Source organism: Mycobacterium shimoidei, from assembly GCF_900417275.1.
In the GTDB taxonomy this organism is placed as follows: domain Bacteria; phylum Actinomycetota; class Actinomycetes; order Mycobacteriales; family Mycobacteriaceae; genus Mycobacterium; species Mycobacterium shimoidei.
The window spans coordinates 4,207,104-4,223,479 of the sequence record NZ_UEGW01000001.1 but is presented as its reverse complement, the minus strand read 5'-3'; the positions used below and the strand labels follow the sequence as shown (position 1 = coordinate 4,223,479).

At 66.2% G+C, this 16,376-nt stretch carries 14 protein-coding genes; 8 read left to right on the top strand and 6 right to left on the bottom strand.

Annotation, left to right across the window (positions count from 1 at the left end; genetic code table 11):
* Window positions 1-3: 3 nt before the first annotated feature.
* From MSP7336_RS20370 to MSP7336_RS20355, 4 genes are read left to right on the top strand one after another with little or no spacing between them, the layout of a single operon-like run.
* Window positions 4-825, top strand: a complete 822-nt coding sequence (locus MSP7336_RS20370) for an SDR family oxidoreductase (RefSeq protein ID WP_113964443.1) — start codon at window positions 4-6, stop codon at window positions 823-825.
* Window positions 822-1,580 (top strand): SDR family oxidoreductase, encoded by a 759-nt coding sequence (locus tag MSP7336_RS20365; RefSeq protein WP_069397984.1) that lies wholly within the window; start codon window positions 822-824, stop codon window positions 1,578-1,580. The genes MSP7336_RS20370 and MSP7336_RS20365 overlap by 4 nt, the downstream gene beginning before the upstream one ends.
* Window positions 1,573-2,598, top strand: coding sequence for a phosphotransferase family protein (locus MSP7336_RS20360; RefSeq protein WP_069397983.1), 1,026 nt, complete (start codon window positions 1,573-1,575; stop codon window positions 2,596-2,598). Before MSP7336_RS20365 ends, MSP7336_RS20360 begins: the two co-directional genes overlap by 8 nt.
* Window positions 2,585-3,598 carry an aldo/keto reductase gene (locus MSP7336_RS20355; RefSeq protein ID WP_198167780.1) on the top strand — a complete coding sequence of 338 codons (1,014 nt, stop codon included), beginning with the start codon at window positions 2,585-2,587 and terminating at the stop codon, window positions 3,596-3,598. The genes MSP7336_RS20360 and MSP7336_RS20355 overlap by 14 nt, the downstream gene beginning before the upstream one ends.
* On the opposite strand, the gene MSP7336_RS20350 is transcribed toward MSP7336_RS20355, so the two are convergent.
* Together MSP7336_RS20350 and MSP7336_RS20345 are read right to left on the bottom strand one after the other, a co-directional pair.
* Window positions 3,573-4,601, bottom strand: a complete 1,029-nt coding sequence (locus tag MSP7336_RS20350; protein WP_069397982.1) for a TIGR03617 family F420-dependent LLM class oxidoreductase — start codon at window positions 4,599-4,601, stop codon at window positions 3,573-3,575. The genes MSP7336_RS20355 and MSP7336_RS20350 overlap by 26 nt on opposite strands.
* Complete coding sequence (locus MSP7336_RS20345) at window positions 4,602-5,342, bottom strand: alpha/beta fold hydrolase (protein WP_069397981.1); 741 nt, start codon at window positions 5,340-5,342, stop codon at window positions 4,602-4,604. It abuts the gene before it with no gap.
* A gap of 43 nt (window positions 5,343-5,385) precedes the next feature.
* On the opposite strand from MSP7336_RS20345, the gene MSP7336_RS20340 reads away from it, so the two are divergent.
* The 4 genes from MSP7336_RS20340 to MSP7336_RS20325 all read left to right on the top strand — a co-directional run bounded on the left by MSP7336_RS20340 (window position 5,386) and on the right by MSP7336_RS20325 (window position 8,750).
* On the top strand, window positions 5,386-6,186 hold the full coding sequence (locus MSP7336_RS20340; protein ID WP_069397993.1) for a thymidylate synthase: 801 nt from the start codon (window positions 5,386-5,388) through the stop codon (window positions 6,184-6,186).
* Complete coding sequence (locus MSP7336_RS20335; protein WP_069397980.1) at window positions 6,183-6,665, top strand: dihydrofolate reductase; 483 nt, start codon at window positions 6,183-6,185, stop codon at window positions 6,663-6,665. Before MSP7336_RS20340 ends, MSP7336_RS20335 begins: the two co-directional genes overlap by 4 nt.
* 96 nt (window positions 6,666-6,761) lie before the next feature.
* Complete coding sequence (locus tag MSP7336_RS20330; RefSeq protein WP_069397979.1) at window positions 6,762-7,526, top strand: DivIVA domain-containing protein; 765 nt, start codon at window positions 6,762-6,764, stop codon at window positions 7,524-7,526.
* Window positions 7,527-7,529: 3 nt separating this feature from the next.
* On the top strand, window positions 7,530-8,750 hold the full coding sequence (locus MSP7336_RS20325) for a winged helix-turn-helix domain-containing protein (protein WP_113964442.1): 1,221 nt from the start codon (window positions 7,530-7,532) through the stop codon (window positions 8,748-8,750).
* Window positions 8,751-8,756: 6 nt separating this feature from the next.
* Here MSP7336_RS20325 and MSP7336_RS20320 read toward each other — a convergent pair whose 3' ends face one another.
* From MSP7336_RS20320 to MSP7336_RS20305, 4 genes are read right to left on the bottom strand one after another with little or no spacing between them, the layout of a single operon-like run.
* A complete protein-coding gene (locus tag MSP7336_RS20320; RefSeq protein ID WP_069397977.1) occupies window positions 8,757-10,826 on the bottom strand; it encodes an FAD-dependent oxidoreductase in 2,070 nt (689 codons plus the stop codon).
* Window positions 10,823-14,020 carry an ATP-binding protein gene (locus MSP7336_RS20315; RefSeq protein WP_069397976.1) on the bottom strand — a complete coding sequence of 1,066 codons (3,198 nt, stop codon included), beginning with the start codon at window positions 14,018-14,020 and terminating at the stop codon, window positions 10,823-10,825. Before MSP7336_RS20315 ends, MSP7336_RS20320 begins: the two co-directional genes overlap by 4 nt.
* The gene (locus MSP7336_RS20310; protein ID WP_113964441.1) at window positions 14,017-14,745 is read right to left on the bottom strand and encodes a hypothetical protein; all 729 of its coding nucleotides are present in this window, start codon (window positions 14,743-14,745) and stop codon (window positions 14,017-14,019) included. Before MSP7336_RS20310 ends, MSP7336_RS20315 begins: the two co-directional genes overlap by 4 nt.
* On the bottom strand, window positions 14,738-16,318 hold the full coding sequence (locus tag MSP7336_RS20305; protein ID WP_113964440.1) for a hypothetical protein: 1,581 nt from the start codon (window positions 16,316-16,318) through the stop codon (window positions 14,738-14,740). The genes MSP7336_RS20310 and MSP7336_RS20305 overlap by 8 nt, the downstream gene beginning before the upstream one ends.
* Window positions 16,319-16,376: the final 58 nt, after the last annotated feature.

Sequence of the window (16,376 nt, the reverse complement as noted above, 5' to 3'; positions counted from 1 at the left end):
CTTGTGAAGGTGGACCAGAAGGTCGCCATCGTGACCGGCGGTGGGGGCGGTATCGGCGGCGCGCTGGCGGTGAAGCTGACCCAACACGGAGCCCGGGTCGTCGTCGCCGACCTGGACGCCGACGCAGCACAGGCAGTCACCGACGAAATCAACAACACCCAGCCGCATGCTGCGGTCAGTGTGGGTGCGGATGCCTCCGACACGACACAGATCCGAGGGCTGATCGAGCTGGCCGAAACTGAATTCGGGCCGGTCGACCTGTATTTCGCGAATGCCGGCATCACTGGGCCTCCGGGCCTGGATGTCAGCGAGGCCGACTGGGACCGGTCCATCGACGTGAATCTGCGAGCGCACATCCGTGCCGCCCAACTGCTGGTGCCCGGCTGGATCGAGCGCGGTGCGGGTTATTTCGTCAGCACCGCATCGGCGGCCGGGCTGCTCACTCTTCTCGGCTCGGCGGCGTACTCGGTCACCAAACATGCGGCGGTCGGGTTCGCCGAATGGCTGAACATCACTTACGGCGATCAGGGAGTTCGGGTCAGCTGCCTGTGTCCGATGGGGGTGAACACCAAGCTGCTGTACGCCGGGGAACAGTTTGGTGGGCCGCTGGGCGACCTTGCGACGCGTGCTGTCACCGCAGGCGGAGACGTGCTGGAGCCGGCCGTGGTCGCCGACGCCGTGCTGGCGGCCATCGACGAAGAGCGCTTCTTGATCCTTCCGCACCCGGAAGTTCTGGAGATGTACCGACACAAGGGAACCGATTACGACCGCTGGCTGCACGGCATGCGCCGCTACCAGCGCGGCCTACTGGGAGAACCGCGATGACTGACCTCAGCGGACGGACCGCGATCATCACCGGGGCATCCCGCGGGATCGGTCTGGCCGTCGCGCAGCGGCTGGCCGCTGCCGGCGCGAACGTTGTGCTCACTTCCCGCAAGCAGGAAAGCGCCGACCAGGCGGCCGCGCAGGTCGAGGGCAATGCCCTAGGGGTTGCGGCCCACGCGGTCGACGAGGACGCCGCGCGTGGCTGTGTCGAGCTCACACTCGAGCGCTTCGGCAGCATCGACATCCTGGTCAACAACGCCGGAACCAATCCCGCCTATGGCCCGCTGATCGACCAGGACCACGGCCGCTTCGCCAAAATCTTCGACGTCAACCTGTGGGCGCCACTGTTGTGGACGTCGCTCGTCGTCAAGGCGTGGATGGGCGAGCACCGAGGCGCGGTGGTGAACACCGCCTCGATCGGCGGTCTGCATCATGCGCCGAACATGGGCATGTACAACACGACCAAGGCCGCGCTGATCCACGTCACCAAGCAACTGGCGCTGGAGCTCTCGCCGCGGATCCGGGTCAATGCGGTCTGCCCCGGCGTGGTCCGCACCCGCCTCGCCGAGCTGCTGTGGAAGGACCAGGAGGAGGCCCTGTCGGCGTCCGTCCCGCTGGGACGCGTTGGCGAACCGGTCGACGTCGCGGGCGCGGTCGCTTTCCTGGTGTCAGACGAGGCGAGCTGGATCACCGGCGAGATCATGGTGATCGACGGCGGCACGCTGCTTGGCGACGCGTCGGCGCTCCGTGGCTGAGGTGTTGGGGATCGACCCGGCGGCGATCGCAAACTGGTTGCCGCAACTGGGGATTGCGTTCAGCCCGCCGCTGAGCTTCGAGAGGGTCGGGCTCGGGCAGTCGAACCTGACCTACCGGGTGAGCGACGCCGAGCACCGCAGCTGGGTGCTGCGGCGCCCGCCGCTGGGAACTCTGCTGGCGTCGGCGCACGACGTCGCCCGTGAGGCCCGCATCCTGTCCGCGCTGCAGGACACCGCGGTACCCACGCCGCGGGTGTACGGGCTCACCCGAGACGCGGATGACGTGCCGCTGTTGTTGATGGAGTTCGTCGACGGCCTGGTGCTCGACCGGATGGCGAAAGCCGAATCGCTGACGCCGCAGCGGCGCAGGGAAATCGGACTGTCAATGCCCAAGACGCTGGCCAAGATCCACGCCGTCGACATCACCGCGGTCGGCCTCGACGACCTGGCCAGCCACAAGCCGTACGCGCAGCGCCAGCTCAAACGCTGGGCAGGCCAGTGGGAGCTCTCCAAGACCCGCGATTTGCCCGCCCTTGACGACTTGACCAAACGGCTGACCGCCGCCGCACCCGAGCAACAGGAACTGACCTTGGTGCACGGCGACTTTCACCTGCGCAATGTCATCACCTCGCACGAGACAGGCGAAGTGATCGCCGTGCTGGATTGGGAGCTGTCCACCTTGGGCGAACCTTTGGCCGACATGGGCAGCCTGCTGGCGTATTGGCCGGAATCGGGGGAGGAGGATCCCACCGGCGCGTTCGCCGCCGCCGCGCTCGACGGGTTTCCGGACCGCGGCGAGATGGCGCGGGTGTACCTGGCTGAAAGCGGGCGTGACGCAACGACACTGAAGTACTGGCACGCGCTGGGTTTGTGGAAGGTTGCCGTCATCGCCGAGGGCGTTATGCGCCGTGCCATGGACGAGCCGCGCAACAGAGCCACCTCGGGCACCCCGACCCCCGATCGCATCGACGCCCTGGTCCGCAGGGCGTGCGAGGTGGCCGACGATGCCGGGATCTGAAAGGAGCGCGAACATCAAAAACCGCACACTCGGCAGCAACCTGGAGGTTTCGGCGCTCGGGCTGGGCTGCATGGGTATCAGCCGCGGCTTCGGCCCTTCGGGGCCCAAGGACGAGATGATCGCGCTGATCCGCGCCGCCGTCGAGCGTGGTGTCAGTTTCTTCGATACCGCAGAGGCATACGGCGACAACGAGGAATTGGTCGGAGAAGCCCTGGCGCCGTTCGCCGGGCAGGTGGTCATCGCGACGAAATTCGGCTTCGCCTTCGACGACACCGGCAACATCGCGGGTCTCAACAGTCGGCCCGACAACATCAGGCGGGTGACCGACACGTCGTCGCGACGATTGCGTGTGCCGGCAATCGACCTGCTCTATCAGCACCGGGTTGACCCGCAGGTACCGATCGAGGATGTCGCCGGAACGGTGCAGGAGCTGATCGATGCCGGCAAGGTCAAGCATTTCGGCATGTCGGAAGCGTCCGCGGAAACCATCCGCCGCGCCCACGCCGTCCAGCCCGTCACCGCCGTGCAGAGCGAGTATTCGATCTGGTGGCGCGCCCCCGAGACCCCAGAAACAGGGGTGCTGTCCACCTGCAGCGACCTCGGTATCGGCTTTGTGCCGTACAGCCCGCTGGGCAAGGGCTTCCTCACCGGAACCATCAGCGCACAAACACAGTTCGACCGCACCGACATCCGCAACGCGATCCCGCGTTTTGCCGCCGATGCCCGTGCGGCCAACCGTGCCGTCGTCGAGGTACTGGAACCGATCGCGGCGCGCAGAAACGCGACACCCGGTCAGGTCGCGCTGGCCTGGTTGCTCGCGCAGCAGCCGTGGATCGTCCCCATACCCGGCACCCGTCGGCTTAGTCGCCTCGAGGAGAACATCGCCGCGGCAGACGTCGAGTTGACCGCCGACGACTTGCGCGAGATCGACAACGCCGCCGGCATCGACGTGCAGGGGGAGCGCTATCCCGCCTTCATGCAGCGGTTGATTGGCGGCTGACGCGGCGGGCGACTTCGCCATACCGCTCGATGCGCTCGGGATCGGTCAAGGCGTTGTACAGCACGAGCCGCGTTGCGATGTCGCCGTATTTGGCCGTCAACGCGTCGGCCAAGCCGTCCCACGTCGACTCGGTGGCGAAGACCGCAACATGCTCGTCGGTGACCTGGGCCGCCATGCCGGCGAAGTCGCCGGCCTTCTGCTTCTCCCGGATCCTGGCGGTCGTGCCCTCGAACCCGGCCTCGTCCCAGATGAAGGCGTAGTTGGGGGTGCTTCCGTAGAACGCCAGACTGGCTCGCACCCGCTCCCGCTCGCGGTCACGCTCGTCGTCGCTGTCGCCGACGATCGTCATCGCCGGCACGATCACCGCGATGTCCGCTGGGTTGCGCCCCGCTTTCGCCGCGCCCTCGGCGACACCGGGCAGCGCATGCCGGTTGATATAACCGGGCTCGGCGATCGGATGGATATGCACCCCGTCGGCCACCTCGCCCGCCATGCGCAGCATCCACGGGTTGACCGCCGCGATGTCCACCTTGGGGTCGGGCGCGTCGATGGGCCCGGCGCTCCACTGCGGTGTGATGAAGTCGAGGTTGTAGAACTCGCCGTGGTAGTCGAGTGTGTTGGTGCGAAACGCCGAGAAGCACGCCTTGACGGCACGCACGTAATCGCGCAGTCGCGGCCCGGGAGGCTCGAAGGCCACCCCGTAGCGCCGCACGATGTGGGTGCGGACCTGCGTGCCCAGCCCGAGACGGAACCTGCCGCCGGTGGCCTCGGCGAGCTCCCAGGCTGCGGCCGCGGTGACGAACGGACTCCGCGGAAAGGCCACTGCGACACCGGTGGACAGCTCGAGCCCCGGTGCGGCCTGCGAGGCCACCGCCGCGTTGAGATACGCGGTGCGCCCGGTCTCGGTGAACAGTAGACCGGAGAACCCGGCCGATTGGGTGCGTCGGGCGAGGTCGCCGATCTGGCCGAGCGGGATCGGGGTCGCCATCGCGTCGACGTGCATTTAGTTGGCCAGCTTCGCGCCGAAGAAGTCCCGCATCGCGGTCCAATGCCGTTCGGCGGCGTCGGCGTCGTACGGCGGATTGTCCGGGACCGCGAAACCATGCTCGGCGGGATAGGTCTCGATGGTGTGCTCGACGCCGGCCGCCGTCAGTGCCTTGTCAAACTGCTCGGCGTGCTCTGCCGTGAACGAGGCGTCGTTCTCGGCGCCGGCAACGTAAATCGCCGCCTGGATCTGATCGGCCAGTAGGTGTGGGCTGTCCGGGCTGTCGGTGACCAGCCCACCACCGTGGAACGAGGCGGCCGCCGCGACCCGGTCCGGCACCCGACCGGCCACCACCATCGAGATGCGCCCACCCATGCAGTACCCGGTGGTGCCGAACTTCTCCCCGCTGACTTCCGTCCGGCCGGCCAAGTAGTCGAAGAACGCTTCCGCGTCGATTGCCATCTTCATCGGGGTGATGGTGCCGATCATCGAGAAGAGCCGTTGACGCTCTTGCGGATCGCTGAACGCGGTGGACATGTCGAACGGCGCCCAGTCGCCGGACCGGTAGTACACGTCGGGCAACAGCACCGCATAACCGAAGCCGGCCAGTTTGGCCGCCATCTCGTAGAAGGTATCCCGTACTCCGCCGGCGTCGGGATACATGACCACACCCGGCCACGGGCCGTCTCCGTCGGGCGTGTACAGGTGCACCTTGCAGGTTCCGTCTTGGGTGGTGACGGTGTCAGTGATGTTCGGCATGGCTACCGTTTTACTCGCCGGGATCGCGGCTAAGCTCAGGGGCGTGCCGATCGCGACCCCGTACGAGGATCTGCTGCGGCTGGTGCTCGAGCGGGGCACACCCAAAGCCGATCGCACCGGCACCGGCACCCGCAGCCTGTTCGGCCACCAGATGCGCTACGACCTGTCGGCCGGCTTCCCGTTGATCACCACCAAAAAGGTGCACGTGAAATCGGTGGTTTACGAGCTGCTGTGGTTTTTGCGCGGCGACTCCAACATCGGCTGGCTGCGCGAGCACGGGGTCACGATTTGGGACGAGTGGGCTTCTCCGAGCGGTGATCTCGGCCCCGTTTACGGTGTCCAGTGGCGGTCCTGGCCGACCACCTCCGGCGAGCATGTCGACCAGATCAGCGCCGCGCTGCAGCTGCTGCGCACCGATCCGGACTCCCGGCGCATCGTCGTGTCTGCCTGGAACGTCGGCGACATCCCGCGGATGGCACTGGCGCCGTGTCATGCGCTGTTCCAGTTCTATGTGGCCGACGGTCGGCTGAGTTGCCAGCTTTACCAGCGCAGCGCGGACATGTTCCTCGGGGTGCCGTTCAACATCGCCAGCTACGCGCTGTTGACCCACATGATGGCCGCCCAGGCGGGCCTGGGCGTCGGTGAATTCGTCTGGACCGGCGGCGACTGCCACATTTACGACAACCACGTCGAGCAGGTGGCCGAGCAATTGCGCCGCGAGCCGCGGCCATATCCTGAACTTGTTCTGGCGCCGCGCAGTTCGATCTTCGACTACACCTACGACGACATCGTCATCAAGAACTACTACCCCCATCCGGCGATCAAGGCGCCCGTCGCCGTATGACCCAAGCGAGTCTGATCTGGGCTCAATCGACCTCGGGGGTCATCGGCCGCGCCGGCGGTATCCCGTGGCGGCTGCCGGAAGACCAGGCCCGGTTCAAACGGCTCACCATGGGCCACACCGTGGTGATGGGCCGGTTGACCTGGGAATCGCTGCCGGAGCGGTTTCGACCACTGCCCGGCCGCAGAAATGTCGTGGTGACCCGGCAAGCCGACTACACCGCCGATGGCGCGGAAGTGGTCACCAGCATCGAGCAGGCCTTGACCGAAGCGGAGACGTGGGTGATCGGCGGCGAGCAGATCTATGCGCTCGCCATGCCATGGGCCACCCGGTGCGAGGTCACCGAGGTCGAGATCGACCTGCCGCGCGACGACGGCGACGTGCTCGCCCCGAAGCTCGACGAGACCTGGGTCGGCAAGTTGGGGGAGTGGCGAACCAGCAGCTCGGGGCTGCGTTACCGGCTGCACAGCTATCATCGCTGAGGGGAAACGGTCAAACCGTGACATACTCGAAGGAACGTTTCTCGACACCGTTGTCACCCGCTTCTGCCACGCGTTTCAGGAGGGGAGCCTCAGTGAATGAACAGTGAATCCGCACAGAGATTCCGCCGCGTCTTCATGGGCTACGATCCGTTCGCGGTTGACGCCTGTCTTGAGGAGTTGACCACCAAACAGCAGTTGCTGCTGGAAGAGATCGAGAGCCTGCAAGCCCGGCTGAACCAATCCACCGATGACGTAGCCGCGCTGCGAAGAGAGGTCGCGGTCCTCAGTGAAACCTCACCCTCGCCACACGCGATGCAGCAGCGGATGGCCAAGATGCTGCGCCATGCGGTCGACGAGGCTGCCCAGATGAAGGCCGAGGCTAAAGCCGAGGCCCAGGCGCTGGTCGCGGCGATCGAGTCCGAGGCCGAGGCTGCGCGCCGCAAGCATGCCGAACAGTGGGAGGAGATGGCCGCCCAGCGAAGCGCCCTGGATGCCGAGTGCGCCGAAATCCGCAAAGAGCTCGACGCCGAGGTGGCCAGGATGCGTGCGGAAACTCAGCAGGCCATCGAGGAGGCGTGGCAGGACGCCCAGCAGGAGCGCGACCAGCTGCTGGCCGACGCCCAGCAGGAGGCCGACCAGCTGCTGGCCGACGCCAAGCAGGAGGCCGAGCAATGCCGTGAGCAGGCCCGCCTCGTGATGGAGGAGGCGAGCGAGCGGCGCATCAAGATCCTCGAGCAACTGATGGGCGTGTTCCGGGCACTCGAAGCGGTTCCCGCCGATCTCGAGTCCGCGCACCGGGAACGAATCCAAGAAGAGTCCGGCGTCGTGGTGCCGTTCGAGCAGAAATTCAGCGCGGGGTGAACCCTGCCTGAGGCGCGCCGCCTGACGGTGGCGCAGGCTCGTCGGATCGCCATTTCGGCGCAAGGGCTTGACCAACCGCGGCCCGCCGGCGCGATCAGCCGCGCCCATCTGCGACGGCTCATCTCCCGCATTCAGGTGCTGCAACTCGATTCGGTGTCGGCGGTGGTATGCGCGCACTACGCGCCGGTGTTCAGTCGGCTCGGGCCCTACGACCGCGACGTGCTGGACCGCGCGGCGTGGAACCACAGCGCGCGTTCGCCGCGCCTGCTCGTCGAGTACTGGGCGCACGAGGCTGCGTTGATGGCCGTCGACGACTGGCCGCTGCTGCGCTGGCGAATGCGGCAATACCGGCACGGCCGGTGGGGTTCGCATGTCGTGCGGGCCAACCCGCGGCTGGTCGACGAGGTGGTCGCTGTCGTCGCGCGGCTCGGGCCCTGTACCGCCGGCCAGATCGAGGCGCAGTTAGCCGCCGAGCCCCGCCGCAGCAAGGGCGCCTGGTGGAATCGCAGCGACACCAAGTGGGTCGCCGAGGCGTTGTTCGCGTCCGGGGTGCTGACCACGGCCACCCGGGTCGGGTTCGCCCGGCACTACGACCTGACCGAGAATGTGCTGCCCGCCGAGGTGCTGGCCCGTCAGGTCGACGACGAGGAGGCGGTTCGCGAGCTCACATTCCGCGCAGCAACCGCACTGGGTGTGGGCACCGAGGCCGACATCCGCGACTACTTCCGGCTGGCCCCGGCCCAGGTCAAGCCGGCGCTGGCCAAGCTTGTCGCCGACGGCGAGCTGGAATGCGTCGACGTCGGCGGCTGGTCCGCCCCGGCGTATCTATATGCGGGACAGACGATTCCGCGGCGCGACCGCGGCACGGCGCTGTTGTGCCCGTTCGACCCGTTGATCTTCTTTCGGCCACGGGTGCAGCGGTTGTTCGATTTTCACTACCGCATCGAGATCTACACCCCCGCGGCCAAGCGGCAGTACGGCTACTACGTGTGGCCGTTTCTGCTTGACGGCCGCCTGGTCGGGCGGGTCGACCTGAAGGCCCACCGTCGTCGCGATGCGCTGCACGTGGTGGGCGCGTTCGCCGAACCGGGTCAGTCGGCGTCGAGGGTCGCCCAAGCACTGGCCGGCGAGTTGACGACGATGGCGTCCTGGCTGGGGCTGGGTGAGGTGACGGTTGGTGACCGCGGCGATCTGGTCGCGGCACTGCGAGCCGCGCTCAGGTAAGTCAGCTCAGGGCAGGTAGAAACCGCGGATGCGGTGGTAGCGGCTGCGCCCCAGCAGTGCGTTCGCCGCTTCCAGACCCGACATCACCGCGGCTTCGATGCAGCCGGCGTTCATGCCGCAGTCAGTCCAATCGCCGGCCAGAACCAAGTTGTCATATCCGCTTTCGTCCGGCCGCAGCCGGTATCGGTCGCTTCCGGGCACCGATTGCACGTAGCGATCCGACGGGTCGATGTTCACGCTCAAGTGCTGTGTCGCCAGCGCCTCGCGCGCGCGTTCACCGTTCACGCCGCTGAGCAGATGCCACGCGAAGCCCGCTTCGGTCACGGCGTTCGGGAAGTAAAGCCCGACATGGTGATCGAGGAACCGCACAGCAGCGGCCTGCACCTGCTTGGTGTATCGATCTACGTAGTCCTGATGGTCATCGGTTGTGGGCCAGGGCGCGTCGAGGCTGCCACAGAAATATGCGACGGCGCCGGGCCGCTGGGCGTGCGGCCAGTCCTCGGCCCACAGCGTCTGGGGCATCGAGGCCCACGTGTCGAACGGCGGCACATAGGCACTGACCGTCGCTCCGGGCGTGGGCCAGCCGAGCGACGCCTCGTCCGGCCTCAACCAGATCTGGAACGCCTGGGTTGCCACGGTGCGCACATGTGCCGTCATGCCACGCCATTCCGGGCGGTCCTCGATGAGCTCTTGGGCCACGATCGGGACCATCCCGACCGACACGGCTAGCACCACGTGATCGAAATCGACGCCGCGCCGCAATGTCCGGACCTCGGCATCGGTACGTGCACCGAAATGCGATTCCAGCCCGTCTACTCCAGCGGCTGTTTGGAGCTGTTCGGCCAGCGGGTATTTCGGGAACACCGGCAGCCTGCGAACCCTGACGAGCGGCTCGTAGTGCCGACGACCGTCGGCGAGGCGGACCTGGCGGGCCATGGTTATCGCGCCGACCGATTGACGCGAAGCATCCAAGTGCAGCGCGTCGAGGCGATGGAAGAACTCGAATTGCACACCGCGGTTTCGCAATACCTGATACAGGGGCGCGATCACGACGTCGCCCATCCCTGCCGTCATCTTCCAGAAGAACGCGCCCCGGTACCCGAAGAGGGCTTGGCCCAGAAGAAATGTCATCACCCCGGCGGCGACCGCCGGCCGCTGCGGGTCGCCGTCGCGGTACCCGAACACCAAGTCGTACACACCGCGCACCATTGCCGAATCGAGAACGTCACGGTGCGCGCCGTGCCGAACGATCCAGTCGCAGAAGTCCTCGTCGTTGATGGCCGCGAAGCCGCCGGCATCGGTGATCAGCTTGTCGGCGACGATGCCGCGCACCGCGGCGACAACAAGGGAAATCAACACCCAACTGCGCCCGCGATCCGCTCGACTGTCGGAGTCGATCGCATCACGGATCGCGTCGAGCGCGTGGTCGAGGACCTCAGCGGCGGGCGCCTCGCGCAAGCGCGGATCCACTACGGCCAGCAGCGCCGCCAGCGTCGCCCGAACCGTCGCGTCAAACGGCGGTGACGGCGCAGACGACGGCGGTTGAGGCGACGTGCTGAGCATCAGGCGCCCAGGTGCCGCGTCGCGCAGCGAGTCGGTGAAGGCGAGCACCAACCGTAGGGCGCGCTCGACGAACATGACCGCCGTAAGTTCGCGACCCGTGTTGTTCGGGTCGCCGGGCAGCGCCTCGTCGCGCGGGTGCGTCCCACGCCACGTCATCGGTTCGCCGTCCCACCAGTCGGCCAGTGCGGGGTTGTCAGCCGGTCCGATCGCCTCCTCCCACGTCCGTATCGGCGCGGTGGGATCGGTTGTAGCCCGGTCTAATTCGGCATAGCACTCGCGCAGCAGCGCGAACGCGTTCTCGTACGAGCCCAGCCAGATGTGTAGCCCGTGTTCTTCGATGCGTCCGCATGCGCCGCGGCTGGACGCGGCTTTGCCGCCGAGCCGCCAGCCGCGTTGGTACACCGTTATGGACTCGAAGCGATCTCTCCAGCCGGGCTCACTGAGCCGCCAGGCCGCACTCAACGCCGCCATGCCGCCACCCAGGATAGCGACCTTACCCCCGGGCCGTCTCACCCCAGCATTGCCCGTGCGAGAGCGACTTCTGGCCACGTGCTGTCGTCGGGAAACCGGTTCAGTGCGTCCGACAGGGTTGGTGCGGCCGATGCACCGTCGAGCCTGAAATGGTCGGCGGCGGCGCGCAACGCAAAAATCGGCGCATCCTGGTGCCGAGCCAGCTCCCGGGCCGCCTTAAGCTGGGCGCGCTTTGCCTCGACGTCGTCTGTGGTGTGTGCTCGCAGCCGCAACAGCTCCGCGTCATAGAAGTGCATCTTGGTGTGCTCGGCCAATTCCAGTGCCGTCTCGAGCCGTTCGCGGGCTTTCGGCACTTCGCCGGCGGCGGTCAACAGCCGAGCCAGGATGGCGTCGTAAAAGGTGATGAGCGAGATCGCGTTCATGGACCGACATGTCTCGACGAAAGCGGTCAGCGCGGCTATATGCGGCTGCAACACCGCCGGATCGGCGTTGTCCGCCAAGGCCGTCAGGGCGGCCACTGTAGCCTGCTGCGCGGTTCCGGTGAGCGTCCAGGCATCGAAACCATGCTGCTCGCCCAGGGTGATCAGTTCGGCGGCGATCTGTGCGGCGCGCTGCAGCTGTCCGGATTCCACCCGAATCAAAATCTCCATCTGCCACACGTACCCCAGGCTGAAAGCGCCTTTGGGAAACGGTGTTTGCGCGCACCGTCGTTCGGCCCGATCCAGCTCGGTGGCCACGCCGGCGAGATCGCCGTCGATGTAGCGGGACAGCGCCACATGCGTATACAGGCCGGCGGTGGCGTCGTTGGGCATGAACAGCATCGCTTCGAGGTCGCGGGTGCATTCCTCGGTCAACGTGTTTGCGGCCAGCTCGAGCTTTTCGCGGGCGTAGCCGAACTCGCCGCGATACCACGCCAGCATGCCGAGCCCGAATTCGTTGATGGGCAGGAAGCACTCGCGCGGACCGGTGAGTTGCGCGCGCACCGATCGGACCAATCGTTCGGCGCGGTCGAGGTCGGCTCGCATCGTGTAGTACGGGTAGAGCGACATCACCGTCGAAAACAGGTCGTCGTCGGCTAAGTCGCTGCCGCACAGGGCGAGGCAGCGTTCGAAGTCGGCGGCGACCTTGGGGCTTGACAAGCCTTCGGCAGCCTGTGTCAAAAACGCGCGTCCGAGCCGAAGCGCGACCTCGAGGCGGTCGCGTTCTGGTCCGGGCACACAGCGGTCGACCTGCGACACGGCATACGTCAGATAAGTCAGCGCCTCGCCGAGGGCACCGCGCTGCCGGGCGTTGGCCGACGCCGCACCGTAGGCCGAGGCCGCCTCGAGGTAGCGCTCGGCGCGCTCGTAGTGGCGCGCGATCAACGGCCAGTCCGGATTGCCTTGCGCGGACGCCAAGGCGTCCGCGATACGGCTGTGCAAGCTGCGGCGAAGCGTGGGGGGCGCGAGTTCCTCGGCCACTTCCCGCAGCAGCTCATGGCGGAAGCGGAAGCTGTCGCGGCCAAGCGAATCGAGCACCCGTCCGCTCACCAATTCGGCGAGCACCGCGTCGACGTCATCCTCGGCCAAATCGAGGACCGACAGCACCAGCCCCCGCTCGATGCGGCCGCCCATGAGAGCGGCCGCCTCGACCACCCGCACCGCGCTCGGACTGGACCGAAGCCGCGCGAACAACGCCTCATACAGCGTGTCGGGCACGCCGGTCGAACTGGCCGCATCAGAGGGCTGCTCCTTGATTTTCGCGACCACTTCTTCGATATAGAGCGGAATTCCGACGCAGCGTCGACGTATCGCATGTTGTTCATCGGCTCGCACCTCCGGGTGCAAGGCCGTGATCAGTTGGTTGGCTTCGTCGTCGCTGAGCGGCTCGAGTTCAAACCCCTGCGCTCGTGCGGTATCGGGCAACGACATCGGGACGCGGTTGGTCATGACGACCATGACGTGCCCGCCGAGGTCGGCGCTCAGCAGCGAGCGGACCACGTCGACCGTGTCCTCGTCGAACCAGTGCATGTCCTCGACGAGGATGAGCGACGGCGTGTCTCGGCTGCACGCCATCAGGTACTCGTGGACTGCGCCGGTGATCTGTTGATACAGCTTGCGGCCCTCTGCGGGTATCTGCTGGTATCCGGTTTCGGGTCCGATGCCGAGCACCGGAGCCAACAGCGGGACCATGGCGCCCGGGTCCAGTGCGAGTTCCTCGATTTCGTGGCGCAAAAGCTGAAGTCGTTCCGCGGGCTGGGATGTGCGGCCGATGCCACAGCGGCGTTCCAACAGCCGTCGGACTGGACGAAGGCCGACGTCGGTGTAAAACGGCGACCCGATCAGTTGCAGGACGACGCCGTGCGAGCTTTCCGCCATCGCCACGGCCGACCAGGCCAGCCGGCTTTTGCCGATTCCCGCCTCACCGACGAACACGACACCGGGGGTGTCCAACTGTCCGACACTCACCTGCGCCCACGCCTGTCGCAGGTATGCGAGCTCACGTTCCCGGCCGACCATCGGGCCTGCCGGAGTGGGGGTGAGGTCGCGTTCGGCGACAACGAGGAAATAGCGAACCGGTTGATCGACTCCCTTGACGGCCTTGGGAAGCTGCGCCTTGAGTTCGAATCGGGTCCGGACGAGTTGCTCGACAGACTCCGAGACCGCGAGGGTGCCCGGCTCGGCGAGGCTGCACACCCGAGCGGCGAGATTGGCGGCGAAACCGTAGACGTCATCTTGCGCGGTGTCCAAGTACGCGATTCCGCGGTGCACCCCGACCCGCACCGCGATGTCGAAACCGAAACGGCGCCGGACTTGTTCACTGAGCCTGCCCACCTCACGGGTAATGTCCAACCCGGCCTGCACGGCGCGCCGCACGTCGTCCTCGTGGGGTTCGGGGTGGCCGAAGAATGCCAGCAGCCCGTCGCCCTTGCTGGTACCGATATGGCCGCCATAACGTTCGACGGTGCGTTGCACCTCATCGCGGTAGCGGCCGACAACCGTGCGATACGTTTCCGGCTCGATCTGCGTCGACAACACCGTCGAGTCGACGAGATCAGCGAAAAGGATTGTTATCCTGCGGATCTCGCCCGAATCGGCGGGCGCGGCGAGCAGGTCTTCGGCGTCGGCGTTGTGGTGGTCGACGGCCAGAACCTGCTCAGCCAGCCGGTTGGCGGTTGCCCGATGTCCCTCGGCGAGCGCTTGCAGCGCCCGATCGAGCAGTTCGTCAACGCCAGGCGGCTGGTCGGGTCTGTTCACAGGTTGAGAGTGACCGGCAGGGATAGGCCCGGCTGGGGGACACCATTCTTGAGAACAGCCACTTCCCCTTGGAAGATGCCGCTGGGAATTCCCGCGGAGTTGATCGCCAACCAGAACTTGCGGTTGCCGCCCGCCTTCAACACGCCGCCCGCAGGTATGAAGCGGACAAGTCCGGCGATGTCCTCGTCGACACTCGGGCGGGCCAGCTTGCCAATCTTGAGCACCAATTCGTCGGCGGGGTCGGCTCCGTTGATCGTGTATGGGCCGAAGAACATTCGTGGATCACCCAGCACACCCGGTCCGGCACCGATCGCTTCGGCGATCTCGGCAACCCGAAGGACCCCCATGCCGGTCAAGGCGACCGCCGAGTCCACCCACTCGTCTTTGAATGTGCCGGCGTTGAGCTTTTCGGCCGCGTCGCCGGCTACCGCTGTCGCATCGGTCAAAGCACGTTCGATGACCGCGGCGACCTCGTCGGCGACCAGCATTGGGCCGTTGTTCGGCTGGATCTGCAACGGAATGCGTGCGAGTCCTGCGGCACCGCGCAGGGCGATACGGGCGAGTTGGGTGATCGATTCGATCGCGTCCGTTGCGGTGTAGGTGGACCCGCTGCCCTTGGTGTCGTTGATCTTGTCGAAGGCATCGATCGCGACCTGCGCCGCGTCGTTGACCATCTTGCGGGTGATTGTCGCGTAACGGGTGGCGATCGCCATCGGGTCATCCATTGGCGCCGTCCTTATCATTCGGAATGACTTGGGGTTTCACGTTGTTTTCCGCGGTCTGGTAGACCTTCAGCGCGAACTCTTGCAGCTGCGTGCCGACGGTGCTGGTGATCGCCTTGACGTCATCGCGCGTCATGCCATCCAGCCAACGGCTGACGGCGTCGGCAGTGACGTCGCGGGTGCGATTGATCAAATCGTTGACCAAGGTGCGGACATCGTCGACGGTATCGCCGAAATTCGGTGGCAGCGTGGCATGCGCGCCGGCCGGTGGCGGCGATGCAACGCCTGAGTCCATCTGTGCCTCAAAGCCGGCCGGCGGCGTGGTCTGGAACGGCTTGAGGTTGGTACCTGGGATTTTTCCCGCCAGCAACTTGCGGGCCGTACCGGCGAGCAGCTCGTGAGCGGCATCGCCCCAACCCAACAGGGAGCCGAGCGCAGCCGTTGCCGTCGGGCTCAGGCCCTGCACGCGCTCCTGCTTGCTGCTGCGGATCCGTACACCCTTCTCGGAGGGATCGCTGCCCTGGCGTGGCGTGATCCAGATGTAGCCGTTGTCGACTTCGACGATGCCCGAGTCGTCTTGGCGGTTCGGGTCGAGGTCGTAGTTGACGAAGATGCCACCATTGTCATCACGCCCGTAATAGAACAGCAGGGCCGTCTTGAGGCACCACTCGTCGCATTCGGGACCGATTTTCTCCAAAATCCGGGACCATCCGCGTTTGGCGTACGGCGGCTGCTGCGCGACGACCGAGCAGAAGAACTTGCAGCAAAGGCTCCAGTTTCTCGGGTCAATGATTCTTTCGATGTCGTTGACGCTCAGGTCGTCATCGGTCGCGTCGGTGTAGAGGGTGCTGCAGTACTGGCCGTTGTCGTCTTCGAGGGTGGCGAAACACGGCAGCGATTGGTCGGCGAATTTCGGATCGACTACTTGCGCAGCCAGGGTATGCCAGCTTCGCCGCGAGTCGACGCGCTCGGCTTGGTCGAGCAGAATCTGGACGGTCTGATCCGACAACGGGCTGTCGGCGTCGAATCGGTCGGGGGTTTCGCGCCAGAAGTTGACGGACGCGGTCATGATCTGCGCGGACAGATTCTCGATCTCTCTGATCTCGGGGGGAGTGCCACCAAGGTTGTCGATCTTCGCCAGCACCATCGCCGCGTAGGCGGATCGGGCCAGCACCGGATCATGAGCCGGGTCGTAGGCGTCGGCAACACGCTCTGGCAACTGCGCCGGCGCCAGGCCGGTATCGCGGCCCGGCCATTCAATAGAGCGGCCCATCCGCTCTTCGGCCGTCGATGCCTGCAGATAGCCGAGCGACTCGCTAACGGTGGGAAACCTTACGGGCGAACGGAAAACGCGCACCGATGGCCGGTTGGCGAAGTCTTCGAGTTCGCGGTACCAGCCGGCCTGGCCGAAACCGGTGGTGCCCGGCAGCAGGGTTTCCACGGTGCGCAGCACGGCGTCCGGGTTCTCGCCGTTGCCCTGTTTGGCGTATCGGACAGCCTCATCGATGGCGCCGAAAAACGACAATTGGGTTTGTAGCAGATTCAGCAACGCCCGACCTCCCACCACTTGTGGCATTAGCATAGGCGATGAGCAGGCAAAATGTAGGGCGAACTGCGGGAACCGCAAGGGGGCC